Origin of the sequence: Archangium lansingense, assembly GCF_026626635.1 — a bacterium.
In the GTDB taxonomy this organism is placed as follows: Bacteria; Myxococcota; Myxococcia; order Myxococcales; family Myxococcaceae; genus Archangium; species Archangium lansingense.
Genome location: NZ_JAPNKA010000001.1, coordinates 4609702 through 4631861, shown reverse-complemented (window position 1 = coordinate 4631861; position 22160 = coordinate 4609702). Strand labels below are relative to the sequence as shown.

The window sequence follows — 22160 nt, the reverse complement described above, 5'->3', positions numbered from 1 at the left end:
CCCTCACCTGGAATCAAGGATGACCGCCATGCGCACCGCCCTCGCAGCCCTCCTGTTCAGCATCTCCTCCGCTGCCTGGGCGCAGCTGCCCGACGCGGATGGGCCCGAGGAGAACAAGCCCGCCCCTCCTGCCCAGGGTCAGGCCAAGGCCACCGTGCCCGCCTGCTCCCAACGCCTGCCCGCCCTGCGCAACCCCCTCGCCTTCGCTCCGGGTGAGGAGCTCGAGTTCGACCTCGATGCCATGGGCGCCACCGCCGGCAAGATGACCATGTCGGTGCAGAAGAAGCAGGACGGCTCGCTCCCGATTCAGATCAAGGTGCAGACCAACTCCTTCTTCTCCAAGGTGCGCCGGGTGAACGCCACCGCGATGAGCTACATGCACCCGAAGACGCTGCGCCCCTCGCGCTACACCGAGGAAGCCACGGAGAACGAGCAGCACCGCACGGTGGACGTGGCCTTCAACTCCAAGGACCGCAGCGTCCGCGTGGACTATGTGCAGCGCGGCAAGCCGGGCCGCAGCAACTACAACTACGAGCACGAGGGCATGGACGTGGCCGGTGCCGTCTACATGATGCGCCAGCTCCCTCTAAAGGAGGGCCTGCCCATCTGCTTCGACGTCTACGGCGTGCGCCGCATGTGGCGCATGACGGCCAGCGTGGTGAAGCGCGAGCATGTGTCGCTGCCGCTCGGTGAGTTCGACGCCTGGCACCTGGCCGGCACCGCGGTGCGCCTGGACAAGCCCTCGATGTCGCGCGAGGTGCACGTGTGGATCACGGACGATGAGCGCCGGCTGCCGCTCGCCGCGGTGGGCACCATCGACCTGGGTGCGGTGCGCGCCACCCTCACCTCGTTCTCCCGCCCGGGCGAGAAGGCCCGCCAGGCCCAGGGCAAGGAACAGCTCAAGTGGTAGTCGTCTGACGCATCAACCCCGCCGCCTGCGACAGCCGGCGGCGCACCCGCGTCACCACGTCCATCAGCAGCTCCAGCCGCTCGAGCACCCGCTGCTCGTCCCCCGCCTGGAGCATCCCCAGCGGAGAGAGGGCGTCCGGCTGGAGCGCCTCGAGCACATCGGCGAAGTGCGCCTCGACATCTCCGAGCGCGTCCAGCCCCTCGCGCAGGTCGTCCTCCAGGAAGTCCAGGAGCACAGCGGAATCGGCACGCACCGGCAGCACGTGGCCGAGGTGCTCCATCGTCTGGCGGAGCGGATCGGCCCCCGAGCGGCGCAGCGTCGCGGGAGCAGCAACGAGGGCGGCGGCGGGTGTTGTCATGTGCGACAAGCTACAGGCCAGTAGCAGAGGGTCAATTTTCCTCACCGCACACCGATTGCGGCATTTCGCCACGCTGGGACGCGCGCTTTGCCAGTCCGGGAGGAATTGACGCACCATCCCATACAGGGAAGGGGGGAGCGGCACAGGCCTTGCTCACGGGGGCGGAGCGACTGGCGCCGTGCAACACCCCTGAGGAATACCCAGATGACCTCCCTACTCCCCCAATCGGCCACGAGCGTCCCATGGCTCCCCTGAAGGAGACGAACGCGGCCGGCACCCCCTCCGCCGCGAATGAGGCCGAGGAGCCGCTGGACGAGGTGATGGAGTTCCTGCGCCTGTTATGGGCCGTGGACCAGGGGCTGAGGTCCATCTCGAAGGAGATGGAGACCACGCTGGGACTGACGGGCCCCCAGCGGCTGGTGGTGCGGCTCGTGGGGCAATACCCCGGCATCACCGCGGGCGGGCTGGCGGAGATCCTCCATGTCCACCCCAGCACGCTCACCGGCGTCATGAAGCGCCTGCAGAAGCGTGGCCTCGTCGAGCGCAAGTCGGATCCGCTCGATGCTCGCAAGGCGCTCCTCTACCTCACCGCGGCGGGCCGTGAGCTGAACGTCCCCTCCGAGGGCACGGTGGAAGCCGCCGTGCAGCGGGCGCTCTCCCGCGTGCCGAAAGCGGGGCTGGAGGGCGCCCAGAGCGTGCTCACCGTGCTCGCCGAGGAGCTGGGCGTCGGCAACGCCCCGCTCCAGTTCGACGGTTACGGCGAGGGCGCGGCGCCCCCGGGTGTCGACACCGCCGGAGTCGTCGCGGCGGGACTCCCGCCCGCGTTGGGGTTGGCAGGGACCAGGCCCGGCACCGAGCCCGCGCCCTGAGTCGTCGCCGGGGCCGAGGCTCCAGGCGGCGTGGCGGAGACGGGCTGCGAGTTGAGCGGCGGCGGCGTGGCGATGAGTGGCACCGGGGGCTGCCCGTTGAGCGGCGGCGGTGTGGCGACGAGCGGCACCGGCTGCTGCGCGGTGAGGGGCTGAGGTGTGGCGACGAACGGCACCGCGGGCGTCTGTACCTGCGCCGGGCTCGGCGTGCGCACCACCCCGGACGCCACCCGGGTCCCACCGAAGGTGAATTCCGGCCCGGCCACCCCGGGCACCAGGGGCACCACGGAGAAGGAGCCCTGGGTGGACAGGAAGGTGGAGGACTGCGGCGCTGGGGTCAGCGGCACGAAACCGCCCACCGTGGTCGGGGGCAGCTCATCGCCAATGGTCACGCGCGCGGGGTTGTTCTGGAAGGCCTGCGGGACGATGGGTGTCGTCTGGCCGGGAAACTGCGCGTCGAGCTGGCCAGGCGCCCCGGGTTCATTCGCGTTGATCGCGACCCGCCCCGGGAGCTCCGGGGTCAGGAAGGCGTCCGGGACGATGGGGGTGGTCGTGGAACCGACGGTACCGGGCGTCTCCACACCCGGCTGGGTGGGATCCTGATTGAGGGGTGTCACCCGCCCCGGGTTCAGGAAGGGATCGATCACCCCGCCCTGCAGGCTCGCGGGCCCCGGCAGGGTGGTGTCGGCCACCGGCGCCAACTGCTGCGTCCTCACCGGATCCGACAGGCCATCCACCGCATCGGTCCCGGTCTGCCCCGTCACCACGACACCGGAGCCCCCCACCCCCTGCTGCTGTGACAGCGCGCTATTGGGAACGGCTCCCAGCGAGGTACCACCCGGCACCGGCGAGGTCGGCGGCGCCACCCCCGCGACAGTCCCCGCCGTGGGCACCACCGCGACCGCCGGCACATCGGTGCCATTCACGGTGATGGCCACGTCGTCGAAGTCGAACTGGATGAAGCCGCGAGGCTCGGCCTCACGCGGCAGGTTCCACACCAGCACGGTCAGCTCGGTGTCTCCCGGGCGTGCCACCGGCAGGGTGCGGAACGTCCCATCGTCCGCGTGGGCTCCCTGCGCCAGCGCGGAGGCATGGATGACGGCCGCGTCCGTGAGCAGCTCCCCGTTGCGCCAGACACGTCCCACGCCCCATACGGCCGCCGCCGCGTGCACCCGCGACGTGTTGTAGGAGCCGAGCATCGCGCCGCCGTGCATGTCCTGGTCGAGCACCACTCCGCCCGCGATGGGCTGGGCCGGAGCTCCAGGCAATGGCCCCATCTCGGGCAGCCCATTCCGAGCCTGAGCCGGCGGGAAGCCCGCCTGGTCCAGCTCCACCCGGTACGAGTCCCCCCCGAGGTCGAAGGTGGCCACCAGACTCCCGGCATCCCCATAGGTGGCCCGGGGGTCCGCGATACGGTCCCTCACGGACAGCTCGACCGAGCCGGTTCCCCGCTCGAAGAGGTCCGTGAAGGGCACCGCACCCTGTGTGAAGAAGCCGACGTTCCCGGTCGTCCTCGCGGAGACTTCGGGACCATCGAAGGAGAAAGCCCCCGGGCCGGCTGCGAGCAGCCCGGTGAGCACAAAGCTGGAGAGGAATCCCGCCATCGACGCTGCCTCCTCCTGGAGAGGGTAGGCAGCGGAGGCGAAGGTTGGCGTCCCCGAGCGGACGGGCGGACGAGCGCCCGCCCTGCCCGCTAGATGAGACCCCGAGCGCGGCGGATCTGCTCCACCGTCTTGTTGTACTCGATGTCGAAAGCGCTGGTGCCCTCCTGCAGGTGCTTCAGGCGGGAACGCGCCTCCTTGTCGATCTCGTCGTCCACGTCCAGGTGCTTCTTCATCACCACGTGGATCTTCTGCCGCAGCACGTTATCGGCGGCATAGACCTCCTCGACGTTGCGGCTGATGAGGAGGAACTCGATCATCTGGTTGATGACGTATTCGATGCCTTCGTCGCCCATCTTGAAGCCGCGAACGTCGGCCATCTCACGCTTCACCTGGTTGAACTTGGAGTAGTCGTAACCCCGGCGCTCCAGCGCCTCGCGCGTGGCCTGATTCACGCGCTCCTCGTTCGCCAGGTACTCCCGCATGATGGCGGACAGGTCCATCTCGGCATCAGCCACGCGCATCGGCTCTACTTCGATATCCCCGTCCTGCATCAGCCTCTGGACGACCTCCCGGGAGATGATCGGAATCACCTTCGGATAGAGCCTCATATCGGTCCCTCGCCCCTTGAAGACGTCTCGACTGGACGTGTCCGCTATAAATCAGCGCCAAGCCCAGCCGCAATGAAAAACCCCAGGAACATCGCGGATTCAGCGGCTTTTGCCGAACCCGCTTTCGACCGGAAATTAATCACGGCGAGCCGGGTGGCGACCCTTCTTCTGACTTTTCGTCCACCAGGGCACCCGCATCGGCCAGGGAGGCTTCCCGGATGGGATCCTCGGAGTCCTCCTCGGGGTGGCCATGGAGCGCTGCGTGCACCCGCTCGGCCACCGTGGGCCCGAGCACCTCGGCCAGCTCCTCGATGGTGGCCTCGCGCACCCGCTTGAGCGAGCCGAAGTGGCGCAGCATGAGCTTCTTGCGCGTCTCCCCCACCCCCGGGATGTCCTCCAGGACGGAGTGGAAGTTCCCCTTGCGCATGGACTTCTGTTGGAAGGTGATCGCGAAGCGGTGGGCCTCGTCCCGCAGGCGGGCGAGCAGGTAGAGCTCCGCCGAGTTCTGCCGCAGGACAATGGGGTCCTTGCGGTGGGGGATGAAGACGCGCTCGGGGCTGCGGTTGCTCTCCTCGTCGCGGTCGTGGACCTCGAGGTCCCGGCTCTTGGCCAGGGAGATGATGTCCACCCCCTCCACGCCCAGGTCCTTGGCGGCGGCGAGCGCGCTGGCGAGCTGTCCCTTGCCACCATCGATGACGAGCAGATCCGGTAGGTCCCCCTCCTCCTGGCCGCGCTTGAGCCGGCGGGAGATGACCTCGTGCATGCTGGCGAAGTCGTCCTGCTTCTCCAGCGTCTTGATGCGGTAGCGGCGGTAGCGCGACTTGTCGATCTCCCCGTCGGTGGCGGCCACCTGGGAGGCGACGATGCTGGAGCCCTGGAAGTGCGAGATGTCGAAGCACTCCATGCGGCGCGGCAGGTTGCGCAGGTGGAGCCGCTCCTGGAGGCGGCGCAGCACCACCTCGGTCTCGTCCTTGGTGCGGCGGCGCTCGATGACGGCCTGTTCGGCGTTCTTCTGCGCCATGTCCACCAGATCACGCTTCTCGCCGCGCTTGGGCACCATCACGCGGACCCGCTCGCCCTTGCGCTCGGAGAGCAGCGCCTCCAGACCCTCGCGCTCCTCGACGTCCAGCGGAAGGAGCACCTCCTCGGGGACGAAGTTGCCCTGGTCGTAATAGAGGTTGACGAAGGAGGGCAGCAGCTCCTCGTCGGGGAACTCCTGGCTTCCGAGCGGGAAGGCCTGACCGCCGTTGAGCCGGCCCTGGCGCACATAAAGGACGTAGACGAGCAGCCGATCCCCCTCGCGATGGGAGGCGAAGACGTCCTGGTCCTTGAAGTCGGTGGTGGCCACCTTCTGGCGCTCGAGGCTGCGCTCGATGGCGAGCAGCTGATCTCGAATGCGCGCGGCCTCCTCGAACTTGAGCTCGCTGGAGGCCTGCTTCATGCGCGCGCGCAGCCCGTCCACCAGCTCTCCCGCCTTGCCCTCGAGGAAGAGGACCACCTCGTCCACGCTCTTGCGGTACTCCTGCTCGGGGACGGGGTAGACGCAGGGAGCGGGGCAGCGGCCAATCTGATGCAGCAGACAGGGCCGCTTGCGGTTGGCGAGCACATGGTCCGTGCAGGTGCGCAGGTGGAAGTAGCGGTTGATGATGCGCAGCGTCTCGCGGATGGCGCTCGCACTGGAGTACGGGCCGAAGTAGCGCGCGCCGTCCTTCTCGTACCGGCGCACCACCTCCAGCCGGGGATAGGACTGGGTCCGGTCGAGCCGCAGGGAGATGTACTGCTTGTCGTCCTTGAGGAGGACGTTGAAGCGCGGCTTGTGCTTCTTGATGAGCTCGTTCTCGAGGAGGAGCGCTTCCTTCTCGTTGTGGACGAGCACCGTCTCGATGTCACCGAGGAACTGGTCGAGCAGCGAGACGAAGGCGCGCGTGTCCCCGGTGCGGGTGAAGTAGGAGCGCACCCGGTTGCGCAGGTTGACCGCCTTGCCCACGTAGATGATCTCGCCGCGGCGGTCCTTCATCAGGTACACGCCGGGCTCGGTGGGCAGCGACTCCAGCTTGGCTTCGAGCTTCGCGTCCATACGGTGTGCTAGCGGCTCTTCCTGGGACCGATGCCCGTCTTGCCGTGAGGCGGGCCGCCACCGCCCTTGCCTCCACGCTTGCCACGAGGGCCGGGCGTGCCGGGCTTCTTCTCGTCCGCGGGCTTGAGCGGGGCTTTGAGCAGCGAGCGGCTGGGCGGCTTGAGTCCCAGCTCCATGTCCTTGAGCAGCAGGATGCGATCGCGGAACTCCGCGGCCTTCTCGAACTGCATCTCGTCGGCGTAGTGCTGCATGTCCTTGGTGAACTCGCCGATGAGGCGCTTGAGCTCCTTGGGCTCCAGCACGTCGTTGGCCGAGTCGGCGGCCATGGGCAGCGCGGACGGATCCGCGTCGTAGAGGTGCTCGGACAGGTCGAGGATGTGGCTCTTGACCGCCTTGGGGGTAATGCCGTGCTGCTCGTTGTAGGCGCGCTGCACCTCGCGGCGGCGGTTGGTCTCCTCGAGGGCGAGCTTCATCGAGTCCGTCACTGACTCGGCGTACATGATGACCCGGCCGTTGAGGTTACGAGCGGCGCGGCCAATGGTCTGGATGAGGGACACGTGGCTGCGGAGGAAGCCCTCCTTGTCCGCATCGAAGATGGCCACCAGGGACACCTCGGGGATGTCGAGGCCCTCGCGCAGCAGGTTGATGCCCACCAGCACGTCGAACTCACCCTTGCGCAGGTCGCGGATGATGGCGGTGCGCTCGATGGCGCCGATGTCCGAGTGCAGGTAGCGCACCTTGACACCCACCTCGGTGAGGTACTCGGTGAGGTCCTCCGCCATGCGCTTGGTGAGGGTGGTGACGAGGACGCGCTCGTGCTTCACCACGCGCTTGCGCACCTCCTCCAGCACATCGTCCACCTGGTTGCGCGCCGGGCGGACCTCGACCTCCGGGTCCGTCAGACCCGTGGGGCGGATGATCTGCTCCACCACCACGCCCTTGGACTTCTGCAGCTCGTACTCGGCGGGCGTGGCGGAGACGAAGACGGCCTGCTGCACCATGTCCTCGAACTCGTTGAACTTGAGCGGGCGGTTGTCCAGAGCGCTGGGCAGGCGGAAACCGTGCCCCACCAGCGTCTCCTTGCGCGAGCGGTCTCCCCGGTACATGGCGCCGATCTGCGGCACCGTCTGGTGGCTCTCGTCGATGAGCACCAGCATGTTGCGCGGGAAGTAGTCCAGCAGGCACGGCGGCGGCTCGTTGGGGGGCCGGCCCGAGAAGTGCCGCGAGTAGTTCTCGATGCCGTTGCAGTACCCCACCTGCTCGATCATCTCGAGGTCGTACATCGTGCGCTGCTCCAGCCGCTGGGCCTCGAGCAGCTTGCCCTCGCGCTTGAACTCCTGGAGGCGCTCGGACAGCTCGTCGCGGATGGTCTGGATAGCGTGCCTGCGGGTGTCCACCTCGGTGACGTAGTGGCTCGCGGGGAAGATGACGACCTTGTCCAGCTCGCCCAACGTCTCGCCGCGCAGCGGGTCGAACTCGGTGATCTTCTCCACCTCGTCGCCGAAGAAGCTGACGCGTACGGCGCGCTCCTCTTCGTAGGCGGGGAACACTTCCACGGTATCGCCGCGGGCGCGGAAGGTCCCGCGGTGGAAGTCGAGGTCATTCCGGTCGTACTGGCTCTCCACCAGCTTGCGGATGAAGCTGTCACGGCCCAGCTCGGCGCCCACGTTCACCGTGACGGCCATGTCCACGTACGAGCGCGCCGTACCGAGGCCGTAGATGCAGGACACGCTGGCCACGATGAGCACGTCATCCCGCGTGCGCAGCGAGTGCGTGGCCGAGTGGCGCATGCGCTCGATCTCATCGTTCACCGAGGAGTCCTTCTCGATGAAGGTGTCGGTGGTGGGGATGTACGCCTCGGGCTGGTAGTAGTCGAAGTACGAGACGAAGTACTCGATGGCGTTGTTCGGGAAGAGGGTCTTGAACTCACCGTAGAGCTGGGCGGCGAGCGTCTTGTTGTGCGCGATGAGCAGGGTCGGCCGCTTCACGTTGGCGATGACGTTCGCCATGGTGAACGTCTTGCCCGAACCCGTGACGCCCAGCAGCGTCTGGTAGCGATCTCCGCGCAGCACGGCCTCGGTGAGCTCACCGATGGCGCGCGGTTGGTCGCCCTGGGGCTTGTAGTCGCTGACGAGTTGGAACTCAGGCATGGCTCAGTGGTTTAACACCCGGAGTCCGGGGATGCCGGGCCCAAATCGCCCATCCGCCAACAGAAAGACGGAGCGGGTGCTACCTCGGCCCCTCGGAACGCAGGGCCTCGAGCGCCTGGAGGCGGGGCGCCTCGAACTCGTCCCCCTTGTTCCAGCGAGGCAGCTCGCGCGTCCGGGCCACATGGGCACCCAGGAGAAAGAAGAGCCGCACGTCCTCCACCGCGCCGGAGAAGTCCCAGTCTGGGCCCAGCTCGTCCGAAGGCTGGTGGTAGTTGCGAGCCTCCCATTTCTCCCGGCGCTCCTTGCCCCAACCCGGCGGCCGGCCAATGAAGTCCATGCCGCTGCTGAAATAGGAGGCAGGGATGCCCAGCCTGGCGAAGCTGAACTGGTCCGAGCGGTAGAAGAAACCCCGGTCCGGCAACTGGTCCGCTTTGACAATGCGGCCCTGCGCCCGAGCCAGCGCCGTCAGGGGCGCGTCCAGCGAGGACTTGCCCAATCCGATGACCGTGATGTCCCGCGTACGCCCGTGGATGTTGAGCCCGTCGATGTTGATGTTGGCCGCCACGCGCCCCGGGTGCACCGGCAGGTGCTCGGCGAGATACTGCGAGCCCAACAGCCCCTGCTCCTCGGCCGCCACCGCGGCAAAGAGGATGGAGCGCGGCGGCGCCTTGGGCAGCGCGGTGAAGGCCTCGGCTACTTCGAGCATCGCCGCCACGCCGGACGCATTGTCCACCGCCCCGTTGTAGATGGCGTCCTCGCCCGGCTTCGCGTTGTCCTTGATGCCCAGGTGATCGTGGTGCGCCGTGTAGAGCACCACCTCCTTGGACAACTTCGGATCGCTCCCGGGCAGCAGGCCCAGCACGTTCGCCGTGGGACGGCGGCGCACCCGGTTGGCAAAGCGCGTGGACACCTTCACCCCCAGCGGTACGGGATGGAAGTCCCGCTTCTGGGCCGCCGTGCGCAGCGTGTCGAGGTCCTTGTCCGATAGCCGCAGCACCCGGCGCGTGGCCTCGTCCGTGCTCCAGGCTTTTACCTGGAGGCGCGGCTTCTCCTCCGAGGCTGGCAGCTCGAACTGTTCGCCCGACCAGGACGTCTGCACCACCTGCCACGCATATCCCGCGCTCGGAGTGGTGTGGAGGATGATGGCCCCCGCCGCCCCCATCTTCGCGGCCTGCTCGTACTTGTAGTCCCACCGGCCGTACCACAGCCGCGCCTTGCCCCCGAAGAGCTTCGGGTCGTCCTCGGGGTCGCTGTTCAGGATGAGGAGCGTCTTGCCCCTCAGGTCCATCCCCTTGAAGTCGTCCCACTCGTACTCGGGCGCCTGGATGCCGTAGCCCACGAACACCAGCTCCGAGTCCTCGAGCACCGCCTCCGCCGTCTGCACCCCCGAGCTGGCGATGAAGTCGTCGTGGAACCGCAGCTCCGTGCGGCCCGAGGCGCTGGTGAAGGTCATCGTCTCCGGATGGCCCGTCATCCCCACCAGCTCGAAGGGCTGCAGGTAGTTGCCCTCCGGGCCCGCGGGTTTGAGGCCCAGGAGCTGGAATTGAGTCGCGATGTAGTGTTGGGCCAGCGCGTCGCCCCGGGTCCCCGGGCCCCGGCCCTCGAGCAGATCCGAGGCCAGAAAGCCGACATGGGCCTGGAGGTCCCCAGCCTCGATTGTCTGGGAGGCGGACTTCTCTGCCGCTGTCGTGAGCTGCGCCCGTGCGGCGAGCGGCAGGAGGAGCAGGGCGGCGAGGAGCACCAGCGTTCGCTTCATGGCCCGTGTGCCCCTACCATGACCTGACCCGCTTCACGGGAGGGTTCTTCGCCTGGATGGTTGAACGGTAGACCCTCACCCCAGCCCTCTCCCAGAGGGAGAGGGGGCATCCACGGGTTCAACCTGGGGAACGGGCACCCTCACCCCGTCCCTCTCCCGGAGGGCGAGGGGTTGTTGACGCGGTGGGGGTTTTGACGCGGTGAGGGTCGTTGGCTTCCTCTCGCGTTACGCTGGCGGGGCCACCTTCCACACGGTCCCCGCCGCCGTATCCAGGATCTCCACCCCCAGGGCCTTGAGCTCCTCGCGCAGCCGATCTCCCTCGGCGAAGTTCTTCGCCTTGCGGGCCTCGCCGCGCGCCTGGATGAGCGACTCCACCTTCGCCACGTCGATGCCCCGCTCCTTCACCGCCCGCTCGCGCCGGCGCAGCAGCCACTGAGCCGGATCGTCCTCGAACAGGCCCAGCACCCCAGACACCTTGCGCACGTCCTCGCGCAGCGCCTGCAGCGTCCGCCCCACCTGCGCCTTGTCCTTCACCGGCGGCTTGTCCGTCAGCTCGTTCATCTGCGCGAACAGGCCCGACAGCGCGCCCAGGGCCCCCGCCGTGTTGAAGTCGTCGTCCATCTGCGACTCGAACTCGGTGAGGAACCTGGCGGGCTCGCCGTACAGCGGGCCCTTGCCGAAGTCCTTCCCGCCCACGCGCTCGTCCACCTTGCGCAGCGTCTCGTAGAAGTACTCCATGCGGTGCTCCGCGTCTGCCAGCCCCTTGTCCGCGAAGTTCAGCGGGTGCCGGTAGTGCGTCGACACGAAGAAGAAGCGCAGCGCCTCCGGGTCCACCTTCGTGAGCGCGTCCCTCAGCCGCACCACGTTGCCCAGCGACTTGGACATCTTCGCTCCCTCGAGATCGAGGAAGCCGCAGTGCATCCAGTAGCGCGAGAACGTCTTCCCGCTCGCCCCCTCGCTCTGGGCAATCTCGTTCTCGTGGTGCGGGAAGATCAGATCCAACCCGCCCCCGTGGATGTCGAAGGTCTCCCCGAGGTACTTCGCGCTCATCGCCGAGCACTCGATGTGCCAGCCCGGCCGGCCCTTGCCCCAGGGGCTGTCCCACGCGGGCTCGCCCGGCTTCGCCGCCTTCCACAGCGCGAAGTCCAGCGGCTCGTGCTTCTGCTCGCCCGGCTGCACCCGCTCGCCCGCGCACAAGTCATCCAGGTTGCGCTTGGACAGCTTCGCGTACTCCGGGTAGCGCCTCACCGAGAAGTACACGTCCCCCTGCGACTCGTACGCCAGCCCCCGGGCCACCAGCTTCTCGATGATGCCGATGATCTCCGCCAGGTGCTCGGACACCTTCGGCGAGACGTCCGGCTCCAGCAGGTGCAGCGCCCGAGCGTCCTCCCGGAAGGCCTCCACGAAGCGCGCCGACAGGGCCACCGGCGCCTCACCCGTCTCATGGGCGGCCTTGATGATCTTGTCGTCCACGTCCGTGTAGTTGCGCACGTACTTCACCTCGAAGCCGCAGTAGCGCAGGTAGCGCACCACCACGTCGAACGAGGTGAACGTCCGCGCGTTGCCGATGTGGACGTAGCTGTAGACCGTCGGGCCGCAGACGTAGACCCCCAGCTTGCCCGGCACCGCCGGCTCCAGGGTCTCCTTCTGCATCGTCATCGTGTTGAAAAGGCGAATCGATGCTGCGGCCACGTGCTCGAACCTCCCGTGAGCGGGTCCAGGTAGGAAAGCCGGACTCTAGGACTTCCCCACGTCCCGGACCACAAATGCCTGACAATGTGTGACAACTCTGCTGCCCTGTGGGCACTCCAGGCCGCCGAAAAAGGACTATCCTTCCCCTCCCCTGCCCGACCCCATCTCCGCCAGCCGTCGAATCTGGGAGAATGAACCCCCATGAGTCCTCCCAATCCCAAGCGCCCGCCCCGCCCGTCTCGCCCCCCGGGTGACACGGCGTCGCGCCCGGAGCCGGAGGTAGAGCTCCCCTTCGACGATGACGAGGTGGCCCCGCTCCAGGCGGACGACCCCCGCCCCCAGCGCGTCCCCCAGTTCCCCGCCGGCCCCCGCCGCCGCCCCCGCCGCACCTCCGGTGGTGCCTCGAGCGAGGGCCGCGACCGCGAGCTGCCCGCCCGCTTCAACTCCGGCGAGTACGAGGACCCCGGCCATACTCCCGCCTTCCTCTACGTCGAGCGCGGCCCCGGCGTCGGCCAGCTGCTCCCCGTCAAGCAGGGCGTGCTCGTGCTCGGCCGCGCCTCCACCTCCGACCTGCGCCTGCAGCACCCCTCCATCAGCCGCCGCCACGCCCAGCTCACCCGCCGCGGCGATCGCCTCACCCTGAAGGACCTCGGCAGCCAGAACGGCACCTACGTCAACCGAGCCCGCCTCACCTCCGAGGTGGAGCTGCGCTCCGGGGATGAGCTCGCCCTCGGCAATGCCATCCTCCAGCTCCGTGGGCCCGGACCCGCCCCCGAGCGTCCCCGGACCTCCTCCGGTCGGCCCGCCTCGTCGCTCCGGGTCGGCCTGAGCTCCCGCCGCATCATCCTGCTCGCCGTCGCCACGGGCTCCCTCGTGGCCGTGTTCCTCACGCTCGCCGCAGTGCGTTTGATGCGCCTGCGCAATGAGCCCGCCGGCTCCAGCGAAGTGGAGGCCGAGCAGCTCGCCGGGCAGCCGGCGGCCGTTGCCCCCCAGGAGGGTCTCGAAGCTGCGCCGGCCGCGGCGAGCGAGGCCGAGCCCGCCGTCGAGGAAGTCGCCGCCGAGCCCGTTGCCCCTGCCCCAGCCCCCGCGGCTCCGGCCGGGAAGGTTCGGGGAGCCACCCGAAAGCAGCCCCCCAGCGCCCAGGCCATCGCCGCGTCTGGAGAGAAGGGCGACACAGGCAAGGCGTCCGTTTCGAAGCAGCGGGACACCAGTGCGAGGGTGAAGGGCGGCAGTGGGAAGGCGGCTGTGAAGCCTGCTTCCGCCGCGGCACCTCTCGCTGGCTCCGCCTCCAACGAGGAGGCCGAAGCCGAGGCCCTCGCTCGCTACGAGGCCGGCAATGTCGAGTCCGCCCTGGCTCTTGCCCGGCGTGCGCACCTGGAGACCATGGCCGCAACGCTCGCCCGCTTCCAGGATGAGTGGCGCGCCGGCAATGCCGCCCTCGCCAGCCGCGACTCCTCCACCGCCATCCAGCACCTCTCCGCAGCCCTCGAGCTCGATCAGCAGCTCTCGAAGGGCTGGGGCTCGTTTGCGCCGAGGATCCGCAAGGCCCTCTCGCAGGCGCACCTGCAGGCAGGGAGCAAGCAGGGAAGCGAGCAGTAGACCCTCACCCCGTCCCTCTCCCAGAGGGAGAGGGGAAATCGGGACTACGTGGGTTTTCTCTTGAGGCCCCGGTACAGCAGCGCGGCGTTGCCCAGCATGAACGTCACCAACAGCAACGCCACCAACACCACCCCTTTGTCCCCGCCTGGCCGCTCTCCCTCCACCACCAGCCACAGCCTGCCGTCCTTCGGCTGCACCTCCCTCATCTCCCTCAGCAGCTTGAAGCCCTCCCGGTAGCGCTCCGCGTCCTCCTCCGCCAAGAGCCGGCCCCTCACCCCAAAAGGCCGGGGATCTGGCCTCGGCGGCACCCCTCCCGGAGTCCACTCCTCTCCGGGCAGCGCTCTCCGACGCACCAGGAACGGGGACTCCCGCAGCCCCACCACCACGTAGACGTCCTCGCCCTCTCGCCCGTAGGCGCCCCGCAGCGTGGGCACCCCATGCAGCTGCACGTAACGGTTGGACTCCAGGACGTCGTACCGGTACTCGCCCTCCGTCCCCAGCGTCAGCGGCGTGCGCGGAGAGAAGAAGTACGCCAGGTCCTTCCACAACAGCCCCAGCAGCACCCCGCCCACCACCAGGGCCAGCACCGCCACCGGCGCCTTCACCCCCACCCCTCGCCGCTGGATGCGCTTCTCCAGCTCCGCGATGCGCTCGTCCCGCTCCTGCTGAAGCTCCGACTCCATGGACATGAAAAAACCCCGGTCCCCACCTTCGGGGAACCGGGGCTTTCTACCTCCGCTCGAAGCGGATCAGGCCAGGTTGAAGATCTTCTTCAGGTCCGACTCGATCTCTTCCTCGGTGCAGTCCTTCGCTAGCGACAGCTCCTTGATGAGCAGCGAGCGCGCCGTATCCAGCATCTTGCGCTCACCGAAAGACAGATCCTTGTCTCCCTTCAGCAGATAGAGGTCGCGCAGAACTTCGGCGATCTCGAACACGGAGCCAGTCTTGATCTTCTCCATGTACTCCCGGTAGCGACGGTTCCACGTCGTGGAGTCGACCGAGATGTCCTTCTCCTTCAGGATGGAGTAGACCTGCTTGACGTCCTCTTCGCTGATGATCTCCCGGAGGCCGACCGAGCCGACCTTGTTGATTGGGATCATGATCCGCATCCCATTCTCCAGGATGCGCAGCACATAGAAGGATTGCCGCTGCCCGGCGACCTCGGTGTGCTCAATCCCCATCACCTCGCCCACGCCCTGCCCAGGGTACACAGCCTTGTCGCCGGTCTTGAAGCTCGTCTGCACTCGTTACCGCCTCCTCTAGGATGGCTTGGCTCGACTCGACACCCGGCCCGGAAAGCCACTCACGAATACCACGATTCACCCCTTACAGCAACATTGCAGTCTTGACCCGCCCTGGAATTCCTGACTAGCCTGCGCGCCTTTACGCGTGTCCAGTCGCCCAGTAGGGCGCTGCAGCATGACGGGATGGATGGGGTAGGGGGTGGGGCGTGGGCCGTTATTCGTGGCGCGATCTAACCGGGCGTCCTCTGTTCTTCCCTGCTGTGAGCTTGATGCTCGGCGCGGGGTTGGGACTTGGAACGGACGTCTCAAGCGGATTATTTCAGCTTATGGCCGCGGCGCTTCTGGGAGCAGCCTCCCTGGCGCTCGCTCGCCTGCCTGGTGCCCATCTGGGCGTGCTCCTCTGTCTGGGACTCACCGGAGCGGGCCTGGCCAGTCTGGAGGCCGGGGCCGATGTGCCGCGCGCTCTGGCGGAGGGCGGCTCCGCGGTGCTGGAGGGCGAGGTGGAGCGAGTGGACCGCTTCGAGGACTCCACCCGCGTGCTGCTCGCCGTGGCCCGCGTGGGACAGGGCGCCGGAACCCCCGCGCGCTTCCACGCGAGCCTCTACGCCCATGGGCAGCCCCCTTCGCTACTGCCCGGGCAGCGCGTGCGCGTGGAGGCCCGGCTCAAGACGCTCGAGCCCGCCTCGAATCCCGGAGAAAAGGACTTCTCCGCAACCCGGCGGCGGCAGGGGCTCGCCTTCACCGGCAGCTTCCAGAGCGCGGGGATGCTGGTGCTCTCCCCTCCCCCGCGCTGGCGCCAGCAGTTGGTACGCACGCAGGAGGGCCTCACCGCGGCAGTCCACGCTGTAGCGCCCTCGACCGAGGCCGCGGCCCTCTTCCTCACCCTGGCCGCCGGACAGCGCGCCGCGCTCGATGATGGACTGGAGGAGGACTTCTCTCGGAGTGGATTGGCGCACGTACTCAGCGTGAGTGGCCTGCATGTAGCGGCGCTCGCGCTCATGACGCTGGCCCTGCTGCGCCAGCTGCTCGTCCGGGCCGGAGCACGCATGCAGAGCCTGCGGCGCGTGGATGCCCGCCGCCTGGCCGCCCCCGCCTCCGTGCCCTTCGTCTGGGCCTACGTCGTCTTCACCGGCAACCAGCCGCCCGCGGTGCGCTCGGCCGTCATGGCCACCGTGGTGCTGCTGGGGCTCGCGCTCTGGCGGCGGGCCGATGGGCTCAACAGCCTCGCCACCGCCGCCGCGCTGCTCGTCGCCTGGACGCCCTCCAGCGTCGCGGACCTGTCGCTGCAGCTCTCCTTCCTCGCTGTCTTCAGCTTGTTGCTGCTCACCCCTGCCCTACGCGAGGCCTTTCCTGTTCCTCCGCCGGATCCCCAGGAGACCCACCGGCTCAAGCGTCTGCTCGCGAACACCCGGGAGACAGTGCTGGAAACGTTCTGCGCGAGCGCCGCGGTGACAGTGGCCAGCCTGCCGTTGGTGGCGGGGACCTTCGGGCGCGCGAGCCTCGCGGGGCTCGTCTCCAACATCGTCTGCATGCCCCTGTGCGGCCTGCTCACTGGCTTCGCCGCGGGCGGCGCGGCCCTCTACGTGGTGGCGCCTGTTCTGGCCACCCCGCTGCTGTGGGGCGGAGCGTGGGCCTCGCAGGTCCTCCTGTGGCTCACCCGCTTCTTCGCGCACGTGCCGCTGGCCACGATGGACCTGCCGACGTTCGGCCTCGCGGCCTCCCTGCTCTACGCCGCGGGGCTCGCGTGCTGGGCCCTGGGTGAGCGGCGCTCGCGTCTGGGCGGGCTCCTCGTCCCCGTGGCGCTGGCCCTCGTCTTCCTCGTGCCGCGCCTCCTCCCCGAGCCCGGCCTGCGCATCACCTTCCTCGCCGTGGGCCAGGGAGATGGAATCGTGCTCAGCTCCCGGGGACACCATGCGCTCATCGACGCAGGCGGCGTGCCCGGTGGCGCGGATCCGGGGCTCCGGGTCGTCGTCCCCTACCTGCGCGCCTCCCGCATCGAGCGGCTCGACCTGACCGTCCTCTCCCATCCCCACCCGGACCATGCACTCGGGCTCATCTCCACGCTGGGGCAGGTGCCCACCGAGCGCCTCTGGCTCTCGGCGGACAGCACCGGCGGGCACCTGTCGAAACAGCTCATCGCCGCGGCCACCGGCGCACAGGTGGAGGAGGTGCAGCTCGGCCACCCGTCCTTTCAGTTGGGGGAGGCGACCCTGGAGGTGCTCGGCCCGCCCGAGGACCGCGAGTTGATGGAGGGCGTGAACGACAAGAGCGTGGTGCTGCTCGTGCGCCACGGCGATGTCACCGTGCTGCTGCCCGGCGACGTGGAGGAAGAGGGCGAGGCCGCGCTGCTCGCCAGTGGAAAGCTCGGGCCGGTGACGGTGCTGAAGGCGGCGCACCACGGCTCGCGCACCTCGTCCACGGAGGACTTCCTCGCCCGGCTCCGTCCCCGCTTCGCCATCTTCTGCGTGGGCCGCCGCAACCGCTTCGGCTTCCCCCATCCAGAGGTGGAAGCGCGCTATCGCTCCTTGGGCACCGAGTGCCTGCGCACCGACGTACACGGCGCCATCACATTGGAGAGTGATGGACATGACGTCCGCCTGAGCACCTTCCTGCCCGCCGAGCCCCTGCCTCCAGCCCCGGTGGCCTCCTCTTCCGAGCCCTGAGAGCCTGTCCGCTCGTGGACCCTCTTTCCTCTCCAGGCCCTGGCTTCCACAGCCCCGGTTGCTCCCACGGGCTCTCGTTACCAGCCTTGGGGTGATGATTTCCGACGACCTGGATCTGCGTCAGCTCACCGCCGACCTGAAGCACATGCTCGCCCCGGGTGAGCCCGTGGGCTATCTGCGAGGCAAGTCGCTCATGCGCAACCTGCTCGTGGAGACGAAGGGCTTCTCGGAGTTGGAGGCCGAGGAGCTCATCGACACCCTCGAGCTCCGCGGCTTCCTTCGCTTCCTGGGAGATCCCACCGAGCGTTCCATCGCGGACGCGCACTGGGAGATCTCCCCCCACTCGTAGCGTCTACTCGAAGACGAGCCAGCCGAAGCGCGGCAGCGCGTGGAAGTCCCCCACGAAGAGTGGCGAGAAGGACTGGCCTTCCACCTGCCGCCGCTCTACGTGCTCCAGGCGGTAGAGGTTGAAGCGCCAGCGCTCCCCCTTCTTCGGCGGGAGGTTCGGCACCTCGGCGAGCCGGGCGAAGGGAATCCGCATCTCCACCCGCCAGCCCTCGTCGCGATCCTCGGGATTGTCCAGCGTGCCGCGCACCTTCACCGCCGTCTTCATCCCCGAGTCCCAGCTCAGGTCCATCCCTTGCCGGCGCGCGGGGAAGTACGCGTCGAAGTTGACGTTGTGCGGGGACACCTGCATCTCGTTGTAGGTGCGTCCGTCCGCGTTCGCGTCGAGGAAGATCTCCACCACCTCCTGCTCGTAGATGGGCGCGTCGCGCTCGCGCAGGGTGCCCCAGACGTCCGGGTCCTCCACATCGAAGGCCACGTAGAGGTGCTGGTCGTCATAGGCCAGGCGAGCCTCGGTGCGCAGCGAGGGCTGGCGACCATCGAAGCTGCCACGCAGAAACACCGGGGCCGCGTCCTTCCACACCGCGTCGTCGAGCTCCCCGTCGATGACAGGAGCCTTGGCCGCGCGACGGACGGTGTACTCGGGCAGCGGCGGAGGACCACCGCCAAGCTGCGGGCCCAGCATCCGGTTGTCACCCGCGTGCGCGTTCGGGTCGTCCACGGCGAGGCGCTCGTCCCCCTGCCAGAAGCCGAGCACCACCCGGCTGGGCGCCGGGGGCATCGACACCGTGTGGACGTCCTCCACCACCTTGCCCACGGGCCACGTGCCCAACGGGGCCGCGCCCCCCGCGAAGTCGTGGTCCGCGTTGACCATCATCTGCCCGCTGGCCGGGTCCACCACGTGCACGAAGAACTTCCAGCCCCGGGGCACGGCGCGCACGGCCTCGAAGTAGTGCTCGAGCTTCACCGCCTGCCCGGGCGCCGCCACCTGCGGGGAGACACGCGTCCCCAGGTAGCGCACCGCGCCACCAGCAAACGTGGCCCCGCTGCGATACGTGAGATCCCCCGGCGCGGCATCCAGCACACGAGCCTGGGCGGGCGGAGGCAGAGCCTTGGTGCGGGGCTTCGGGCCGGCCTGCTCGTCGCGGCAGGCGGTGGCGAGCAACGTGAGCGTCAGCAGCGTCAGGAGGCGGAAGGCGAGGCGCATCGGGGCCGCGAATCCTAGGACCCCCTTCCTCCGATGTCTCGAAGAAGGGACCCGAGCCCGTCCAGAGGGATGGACGGCGGACCGGAGACGGGACGGCCCCGCGGCGGCAACCCCCCGCGATTCCGCCTGCCTGTCCCGGCACCGGGTTTGCCACGGCAGGGGCCATGCACTTCGAATTCGAGCACATGGGCACCTCCACCCCCTTCGAGCTGCCCGAGGGCGTCCACCTGCTGGGTGGCGCCGCCGAGGACCAGGTACGGCTCGAGGGGCTCCCTCCAGGCCTGCTGACGCTGCGCATCGAGAACCACCGGCTGATGGTGGAGGCCACCCGCACCTTCACGGTGGAGGGGGTGATGGTCCCTCCGGGAGTCCCTCGCCTCGTGCTGCCGGGAGAGGTGGTGGGGCTGTCCGAGGAGATGCGGCTGAAGGTCAGGGAGCCAGACGGAGAGGCGGAGCGACAAGTGGGCACCGTGGCCGTGCTCAAGCACCTCCTCACGGACCTGGAGGAACCCCCTCCCTCACGAGCTGCCACCCTGCAGTGCCTCATCGGAGCGGACGTGGGCCGCACCTTCGCCCTCGCCGAGGCAACCACCGACCTCGGCCGCGGCAAGGACGTGTCCGTACGCCTGCGGGACATCGCCGTGTCGCGCCGCCACGCGCGCATCCGGCACCAGGAAGGCACCTTCCTGCTGGAGGACCTGAACAGCCCCAACGGGCTCTATCTCAACGGAAAGCGGCTGGACGCCCCCGCCCCCCTCCACGAGGGCGATGTCATCGAGCTGGGCCGAACGCTGCTGCGCTTCCAGGCCCCCATGGGCACGCCCGAAACGGAGCCGCAGCCGGAGCCAACCCCGACTCCAGCCGAAACACCCACCTCGACCGAGCCACCCGTCTCGAACGACCCACCCACAAGCCCCTCGCGCGAAGACACGCCGGAGCGTCCCCGGATGCGCTGGGAGGGGTGGCTCATCGGCCTCGGGGCGGCGCTGGCGTTGGTGGGACTGTTGGCCACCTACGCTCTGACGCCCTGAGACTCAGGCGCGCAGCGGCGTGAGACCGGAGCGCTCGATGAGGATCTTCGCCAGGTTCCGGTGGTGCGCGAAGAGGCTGGTGAAGTGCACCAGGCCTCGGCTGCCGCGCACGGCGTACACCGTCACCGGCCCAGGCAGCACGTCCACCTTGCGGATGTCCGCGAAGGAGAAGCGCCGCGTGCGCACCAGTCCCCGGTACGTGATGCCTCCCGCGTCCACGATGATCCGGGTGCGGCCGTAGTACGTCACCGACACGCCGAAGAAGAGGACGAAGAAGACCGCGGAGAGGAACGTCTGGACCGGAACTCCGTCGAAGCGCAGGAGGTACACCAGAACGCCCAGCCAGAGCAGGGTCGCGGCACCCATGATGGCCGCGAGCACTGCGTGTGGGCGGAACACCTGCTTGCCAGCCGTCGGATCGCCCGCGTTCATACCGAAAAGCTAAGTCGCGGGCCTGACATCCGCCAGCCGCTCCCTCGCTTTCCTGGCGGGGGGAGTCTGGGGGCCGACTTCCTGGGAACTCCGAGTGTCCGGAGTTCCGCAGCTCTGGAGGCTCAGCTCCGGAAGGGGTTCTGCAGCAGCACCGTCTCGCCGCGGTCGGCGCCCACGGAGATGCACACCACGGGCACGCCGGAGATCTCCTCCACGCGGCGCACGTAGCGCTTGGCGGCCTCCGGCAGCTCATCAAAGGTGCGCACCCCGGAGAGCTTGTCGTCCCAGCCCGGCAGCGTCTCGTAGAGGGGCTTGACGCGCGCCAGGTCCTCATAGTCTCCGGGCAGCTCGGTGATGCGCTTGCCGTCCAGCTCGTAGGCGTTGCAGATCTGCAGCGTCTTGAGGCCGGAGAGCACATCCAGCTTGGTGAGCGCCATGCCCCACAGGCCATTGACGCGCACCGCGTAGCGCAGCACCACGCCGTCCAGCCAGCCGCAGCGGCGCGGACGGCCCGTGGTGGCGCCGAACTCGTCACCCACCTTGCGCAGCCGGTCGCCCGTCTCGTCCGTCAGCTCCGTGGGGAAAGGACCGCCGCCCACGCGCGTGGTGTAGGCCTTGCTGATGCCCATCACCTTGTCGATGGTGGTGGGACCCAGGCCCGAACCCACCGCCGCGTTGCCCGCCACGCAGTTGGAGCTGGTGACGAACGGATAGGTGCCATGGTCCACGTCCAGCAGCGTGCCCTGGGCGCCCTCGAAGAGGATGCGCGCCCCGCGCTGCACCTGGCCCGCCAGGTAGAGCGACACGTCCGTCACGTGGGGCCGCAGCCGGTCACCCAGCGCGGCGAACTCCTGCTGGTACTTCTCCGCGTCCAGCTCGGGGGACGCCTCGTTGGCGGCGCGGCACAGCTCGCGCAGCTCGTCACGCACGCCCGGAAGCCGCTCGTCGATGCGCTTGCGCAGCCGCTCGGGGTTGAGCAGATCACGCACGCGGATGCCGCGGCGAGCCACCTTGTCCTCGTAGGCCGGGCCGATGCCACGTCCCGTGGTGCCGATGGCGCTCACGCCACGGGCCTTCTCCCGGTACGTGTCCAGCAGCTTGTGCCACGGGAAGATGACGTGCGCGTTGTCCGAGATGAGGAAGTGCGAGTCGTCCTTGAGGAAGCCGCGCTCCTTGAGGGCGTCGAGCTCCTTCACCAGCACCGCGGGATCCAACACCACCCCGTTGCCGATGACACAGGTCTTCCCTTGATGGAGGATGCCCGAGGGGATCAGATGCAACACCGTCTTCTGGCCGCCCACCACCAGGGTATGGCCCGCGTTGTTGCCCCCCTGGAAGCGCACGACCACCTGGGCGTGCTCGGTGAGCAGGTCCACGACCTTGCCCTTACCCTCATCTCCCCACTGCGCTCCGATGACGACGACGTTCGGCATAGTTGCGGCCCGCTTAGCATGCTTCGCTACGGGTCGTCACCGGGCTGAAGCGGGAAGTGCAGCCATTCCCGCACCGCCAATAGACGACGTTCCTCGGCATCGAATTCCTTGTGGTAGTTGTGCGTATGGGGCGCCGGAATCGAGAACTCCTCCCGCGTCATCCCACGAGCCCGAACCACCCGCTC

18 protein-coding genes are annotated in these 22160 nt (G+C 68.6%); 6 read left to right on the top strand and 12 right to left on the bottom strand.

Features of this window, described 5'->3' with window-relative positions; genetic code table 11:
* Nucleotides 1-19: 19 nt before the first annotated feature.
* On the top strand, nucleotides 20-910 hold the full coding sequence (locus tag OV287_RS18955) for a DUF3108 domain-containing protein (RefSeq protein ID WP_267535440.1): 891 nt from the start codon (nucleotides 20-22) through the stop codon (nucleotides 908-910).
* Here OV287_RS18955 and OV287_RS18950 read toward each other — a convergent pair.
* Complete coding sequence (locus tag OV287_RS18950; protein WP_267535439.1) at nucleotides 900-1268, bottom strand: hypothetical protein; 369 nt, start codon at nucleotides 1266-1268, stop codon at nucleotides 900-902. The two genes, OV287_RS18955 and OV287_RS18950, sit on opposite strands and share 11 nt — an antisense overlap.
* 242 nt (nucleotides 1269-1510) lie before the next feature.
* Here OV287_RS18950 and OV287_RS18945 point away from each other — a divergent pair, with 242 nt between their 5' ends.
* Nucleotides 1511-2137: a MarR family winged helix-turn-helix transcriptional regulator gene (locus OV287_RS18945; protein WP_267535438.1), complete on the top strand. Its 627-nt coding sequence runs from the start codon at nucleotides 1511-1513 to the stop codon at nucleotides 2135-2137.
* On the opposite strand, the gene OV287_RS18940 is transcribed toward OV287_RS18945, so the two are convergent.
* The 6 genes from OV287_RS18940 to cysS all read right to left on the bottom strand — a co-directional run bounded on the left by OV287_RS18940 (nucleotide 2023) and on the right by cysS (nucleotide 12021).
* The gene (locus OV287_RS18940; protein ID WP_267535437.1) at nucleotides 2023-3738 is read right to left on the bottom strand and encodes an elastin; all 1716 of its coding nucleotides are present in this window, start codon (nucleotides 3736-3738) and stop codon (nucleotides 2023-2025) included. The genes OV287_RS18945 and OV287_RS18940 overlap by 115 nt on opposite strands.
* 89 nt (nucleotides 3739-3827) lie before the next feature.
* Complete coding sequence (locus tag OV287_RS18935) at nucleotides 3828-4346, bottom strand: DUF507 family protein (protein WP_043403067.1); 519 nt, start codon at nucleotides 4344-4346, stop codon at nucleotides 3828-3830.
* A 139-nt stretch (nucleotides 4347-4485) separates the two neighbouring features.
* Nucleotides 4486-6423 carry an excinuclease ABC subunit UvrC gene (gene uvrC / locus OV287_RS18930; protein WP_267535436.1) on the bottom strand — a complete coding sequence of 646 codons (1938 nt, stop codon included), beginning with the start codon at nucleotides 6421-6423 and terminating at the stop codon, nucleotides 4486-4488.
* Nucleotides 6424-6431: 8 nt separating this feature from the next.
* The gene (uvrB, locus tag OV287_RS18925; RefSeq protein ID WP_267535435.1) at nucleotides 6432-8573 is read right to left on the bottom strand and encodes an excinuclease ABC subunit UvrB; all 2142 of its coding nucleotides are present in this window, start codon (nucleotides 8571-8573) and stop codon (nucleotides 6432-6434) included.
* Between the two features lie 79 nt (nucleotides 8574-8652).
* The gene (locus tag OV287_RS18920) at nucleotides 8653-10329 is read right to left on the bottom strand and encodes a M20/M25/M40 family metallo-hydrolase (protein WP_267535434.1); all 1677 of its coding nucleotides are present in this window, start codon (nucleotides 10327-10329) and stop codon (nucleotides 8653-8655) included.
* A gap of 225 nt (nucleotides 10330-10554) precedes the next feature.
* Nucleotides 10555-12021, bottom strand: coding sequence for a cysteine--tRNA ligase (gene cysS, locus OV287_RS18915; RefSeq protein WP_267535433.1), 1467 nt, complete (start codon nucleotides 12019-12021; stop codon nucleotides 10555-10557).
* A 201-nt stretch (nucleotides 12022-12222) separates the two neighbouring features.
* Here cysS and OV287_RS18910 point away from each other — a divergent pair, with 201 nt between their 5' ends.
* On the top strand, nucleotides 12223-13620 hold the full coding sequence (locus tag OV287_RS18910) for an FHA domain-containing protein (protein WP_267535432.1): 1398 nt from the start codon (nucleotides 12223-12225) through the stop codon (nucleotides 13618-13620).
* A gap of 44 nt (nucleotides 13621-13664) precedes the next feature.
* Here OV287_RS18910 and OV287_RS18905 read toward each other — a convergent pair whose 3' ends face one another.
* Nucleotides 13665-14309, bottom strand: coding sequence for a hypothetical protein (locus OV287_RS18905; RefSeq protein WP_267535431.1), 645 nt, complete (start codon nucleotides 14307-14309; stop codon nucleotides 13665-13667).
* Nucleotides 14310-14369: 60 nt separating this feature from the next.
* Nucleotides 14370-14864, bottom strand: coding sequence for a CarD family transcriptional regulator (locus tag OV287_RS18900; protein ID WP_047859039.1), 495 nt, complete (start codon nucleotides 14862-14864; stop codon nucleotides 14370-14372).
* Between the two features lie 326 nt (nucleotides 14865-15190).
* On the opposite strand from OV287_RS18900, the gene OV287_RS18895 reads away from it, so the two are divergent.
* The gene (locus OV287_RS18895; protein ID WP_267535430.1) at nucleotides 15191-17527 is read left to right on the top strand and encodes a DNA internalization-related competence protein ComEC/Rec2; all 2337 of its coding nucleotides are present in this window, start codon (nucleotides 15191-15193) and stop codon (nucleotides 17525-17527) included.
* 94 nt (nucleotides 17528-17621) lie between these two features.
* Nucleotides 17622-17876, top strand: coding sequence for a hypothetical protein (locus tag OV287_RS18890; protein WP_043403048.1), 255 nt, complete (start codon nucleotides 17622-17624; stop codon nucleotides 17874-17876).
* 3 nt (nucleotides 17877-17879) lie between these two features.
* Here the strand turns inward: OV287_RS18890 and OV287_RS18885 are convergent, their stop codons facing one another.
* Nucleotides 17880-19079 carry a carbohydrate-binding family 9-like protein gene (locus tag OV287_RS18885; protein WP_267535429.1) on the bottom strand — a complete coding sequence of 400 codons (1200 nt, stop codon included), beginning with the start codon at nucleotides 19077-19079 and terminating at the stop codon, nucleotides 17880-17882.
* A gap of 164 nt (nucleotides 19080-19243) precedes the next feature.
* Here OV287_RS18885 and OV287_RS18880 point away from each other — a divergent pair, with 164 nt between their 5' ends.
* Nucleotides 19244-20110 (top strand): FHA domain-containing protein, encoded by an 867-nt coding sequence (locus OV287_RS18880; RefSeq protein ID WP_267535428.1) that lies wholly within the window; start codon nucleotides 19244-19246, stop codon nucleotides 20108-20110.
* Between the two features lie 3 nt (nucleotides 20111-20113).
* On the opposite strand, the gene OV287_RS18875 is transcribed toward OV287_RS18880, so the two are convergent.
* Together OV287_RS18875 and OV287_RS18870 are read right to left on the bottom strand one after the other, a co-directional pair.
* Complete coding sequence (locus tag OV287_RS18875; RefSeq protein WP_373371916.1) at nucleotides 20114-20476, bottom strand: PH domain-containing protein; 363 nt, start codon at nucleotides 20474-20476, stop codon at nucleotides 20114-20116.
* Between the two features lie 188 nt (nucleotides 20477-20664).
* Entirely contained in the window at nucleotides 20665-21975 is a 1311-nt protein-coding gene (locus OV287_RS18870; protein ID WP_267535426.1) for an adenylosuccinate synthase, read from the bottom strand.
* Between the last annotated feature and the right edge of the window lie 185 nt (nucleotides 21976-22160).

Excerpts from the sequence above, each read along its gene's own strand:
- OV287_RS18955 (WP_267535440.1), top strand. The coding sequence starts at position 20 with ATGACCGCCATGCGCACCGCCCTCGCAGCCCTCCTGTTCAGCATCTCC.
- OV287_RS18950 (WP_267535439.1), bottom strand. The coding sequence starts at position 1,268 with ATGACAACACCCGCCGCCGCCCTCGTTGCTGCTCCCGCGACGCTGCGC.
- OV287_RS18945 (WP_267535438.1), top strand. The coding sequence starts at position 1,511 with ATGGCTCCCCTGAAGGAGACGAACGCGGCCGGCACCCCCTCCGCCGCG.
- OV287_RS18940 (WP_267535437.1), bottom strand. The coding sequence starts at position 3,738 with ATGGCGGGATTCCTCTCCAGCTTTGTGCTCACCGGGCTGCTCGCAGCC.
- OV287_RS18935 (WP_043403067.1), bottom strand. The coding sequence starts at position 4,346 with ATGAGGCTCTATCCGAAGGTGATTCCGATCATCTCCCGGGAGGTCGTC.
- uvrC (WP_267535436.1), bottom strand. The coding sequence starts at position 6,423 with ATGGACGCGAAGCTCGAAGCCAAGCTGGAGTCGCTGCCCACCGAGCCC.
- uvrB (WP_267535435.1), bottom strand. The coding sequence starts at position 8,573 with ATGCCTGAGTTCCAACTCGTCAGCGACTACAAGCCCCAGGGCGACCAA.
- OV287_RS18920 (WP_267535434.1), bottom strand. The coding sequence starts at position 10,329 with ATGAAGCGAACGCTGGTGCTCCTCGCCGCCCTGCTCCTCCTGCCGCTC.
- OV287_RS18910 (WP_267535432.1), top strand. The coding sequence starts at position 12,223 with ATGAGTCCTCCCAATCCCAAGCGCCCGCCCCGCCCGTCTCGCCCCCCG.
- OV287_RS18905 (WP_267535431.1), bottom strand. The coding sequence starts at position 14,309 with ATGTCCATGGAGTCGGAGCTTCAGCAGGAGCGGGACGAGCGCATCGCG.
- OV287_RS18895 (WP_267535430.1), top strand. The coding sequence starts at position 15,191 with ATGGCCGCGGCGCTTCTGGGAGCAGCCTCCCTGGCGCTCGCTCGCCTG.
- OV287_RS18890 (WP_043403048.1), top strand. The coding sequence starts at position 17,622 with ATGATTTCCGACGACCTGGATCTGCGTCAGCTCACCGCCGACCTGAAG.
- OV287_RS18885 (WP_267535429.1), bottom strand. The coding sequence starts at position 19,079 with ATGCGCCTCGCCTTCCGCCTCCTGACGCTGCTGACGCTCACGTTGCTC.
- OV287_RS18880 (WP_267535428.1), top strand. The coding sequence starts at position 19,244 with ATGCACTTCGAATTCGAGCACATGGGCACCTCCACCCCCTTCGAGCTG.
- OV287_RS18875 (WP_373371916.1), bottom strand. The coding sequence starts at position 20,476 with ATGGGTGCCGCGACCCTGCTCTGGCTGGGCGTTCTGGTGTACCTCCTG.
- OV287_RS18870 (WP_267535426.1), bottom strand. The coding sequence starts at position 21,975 with ATGCCGAACGTCGTCGTCATCGGAGCGCAGTGGGGAGATGAGGGTAAG.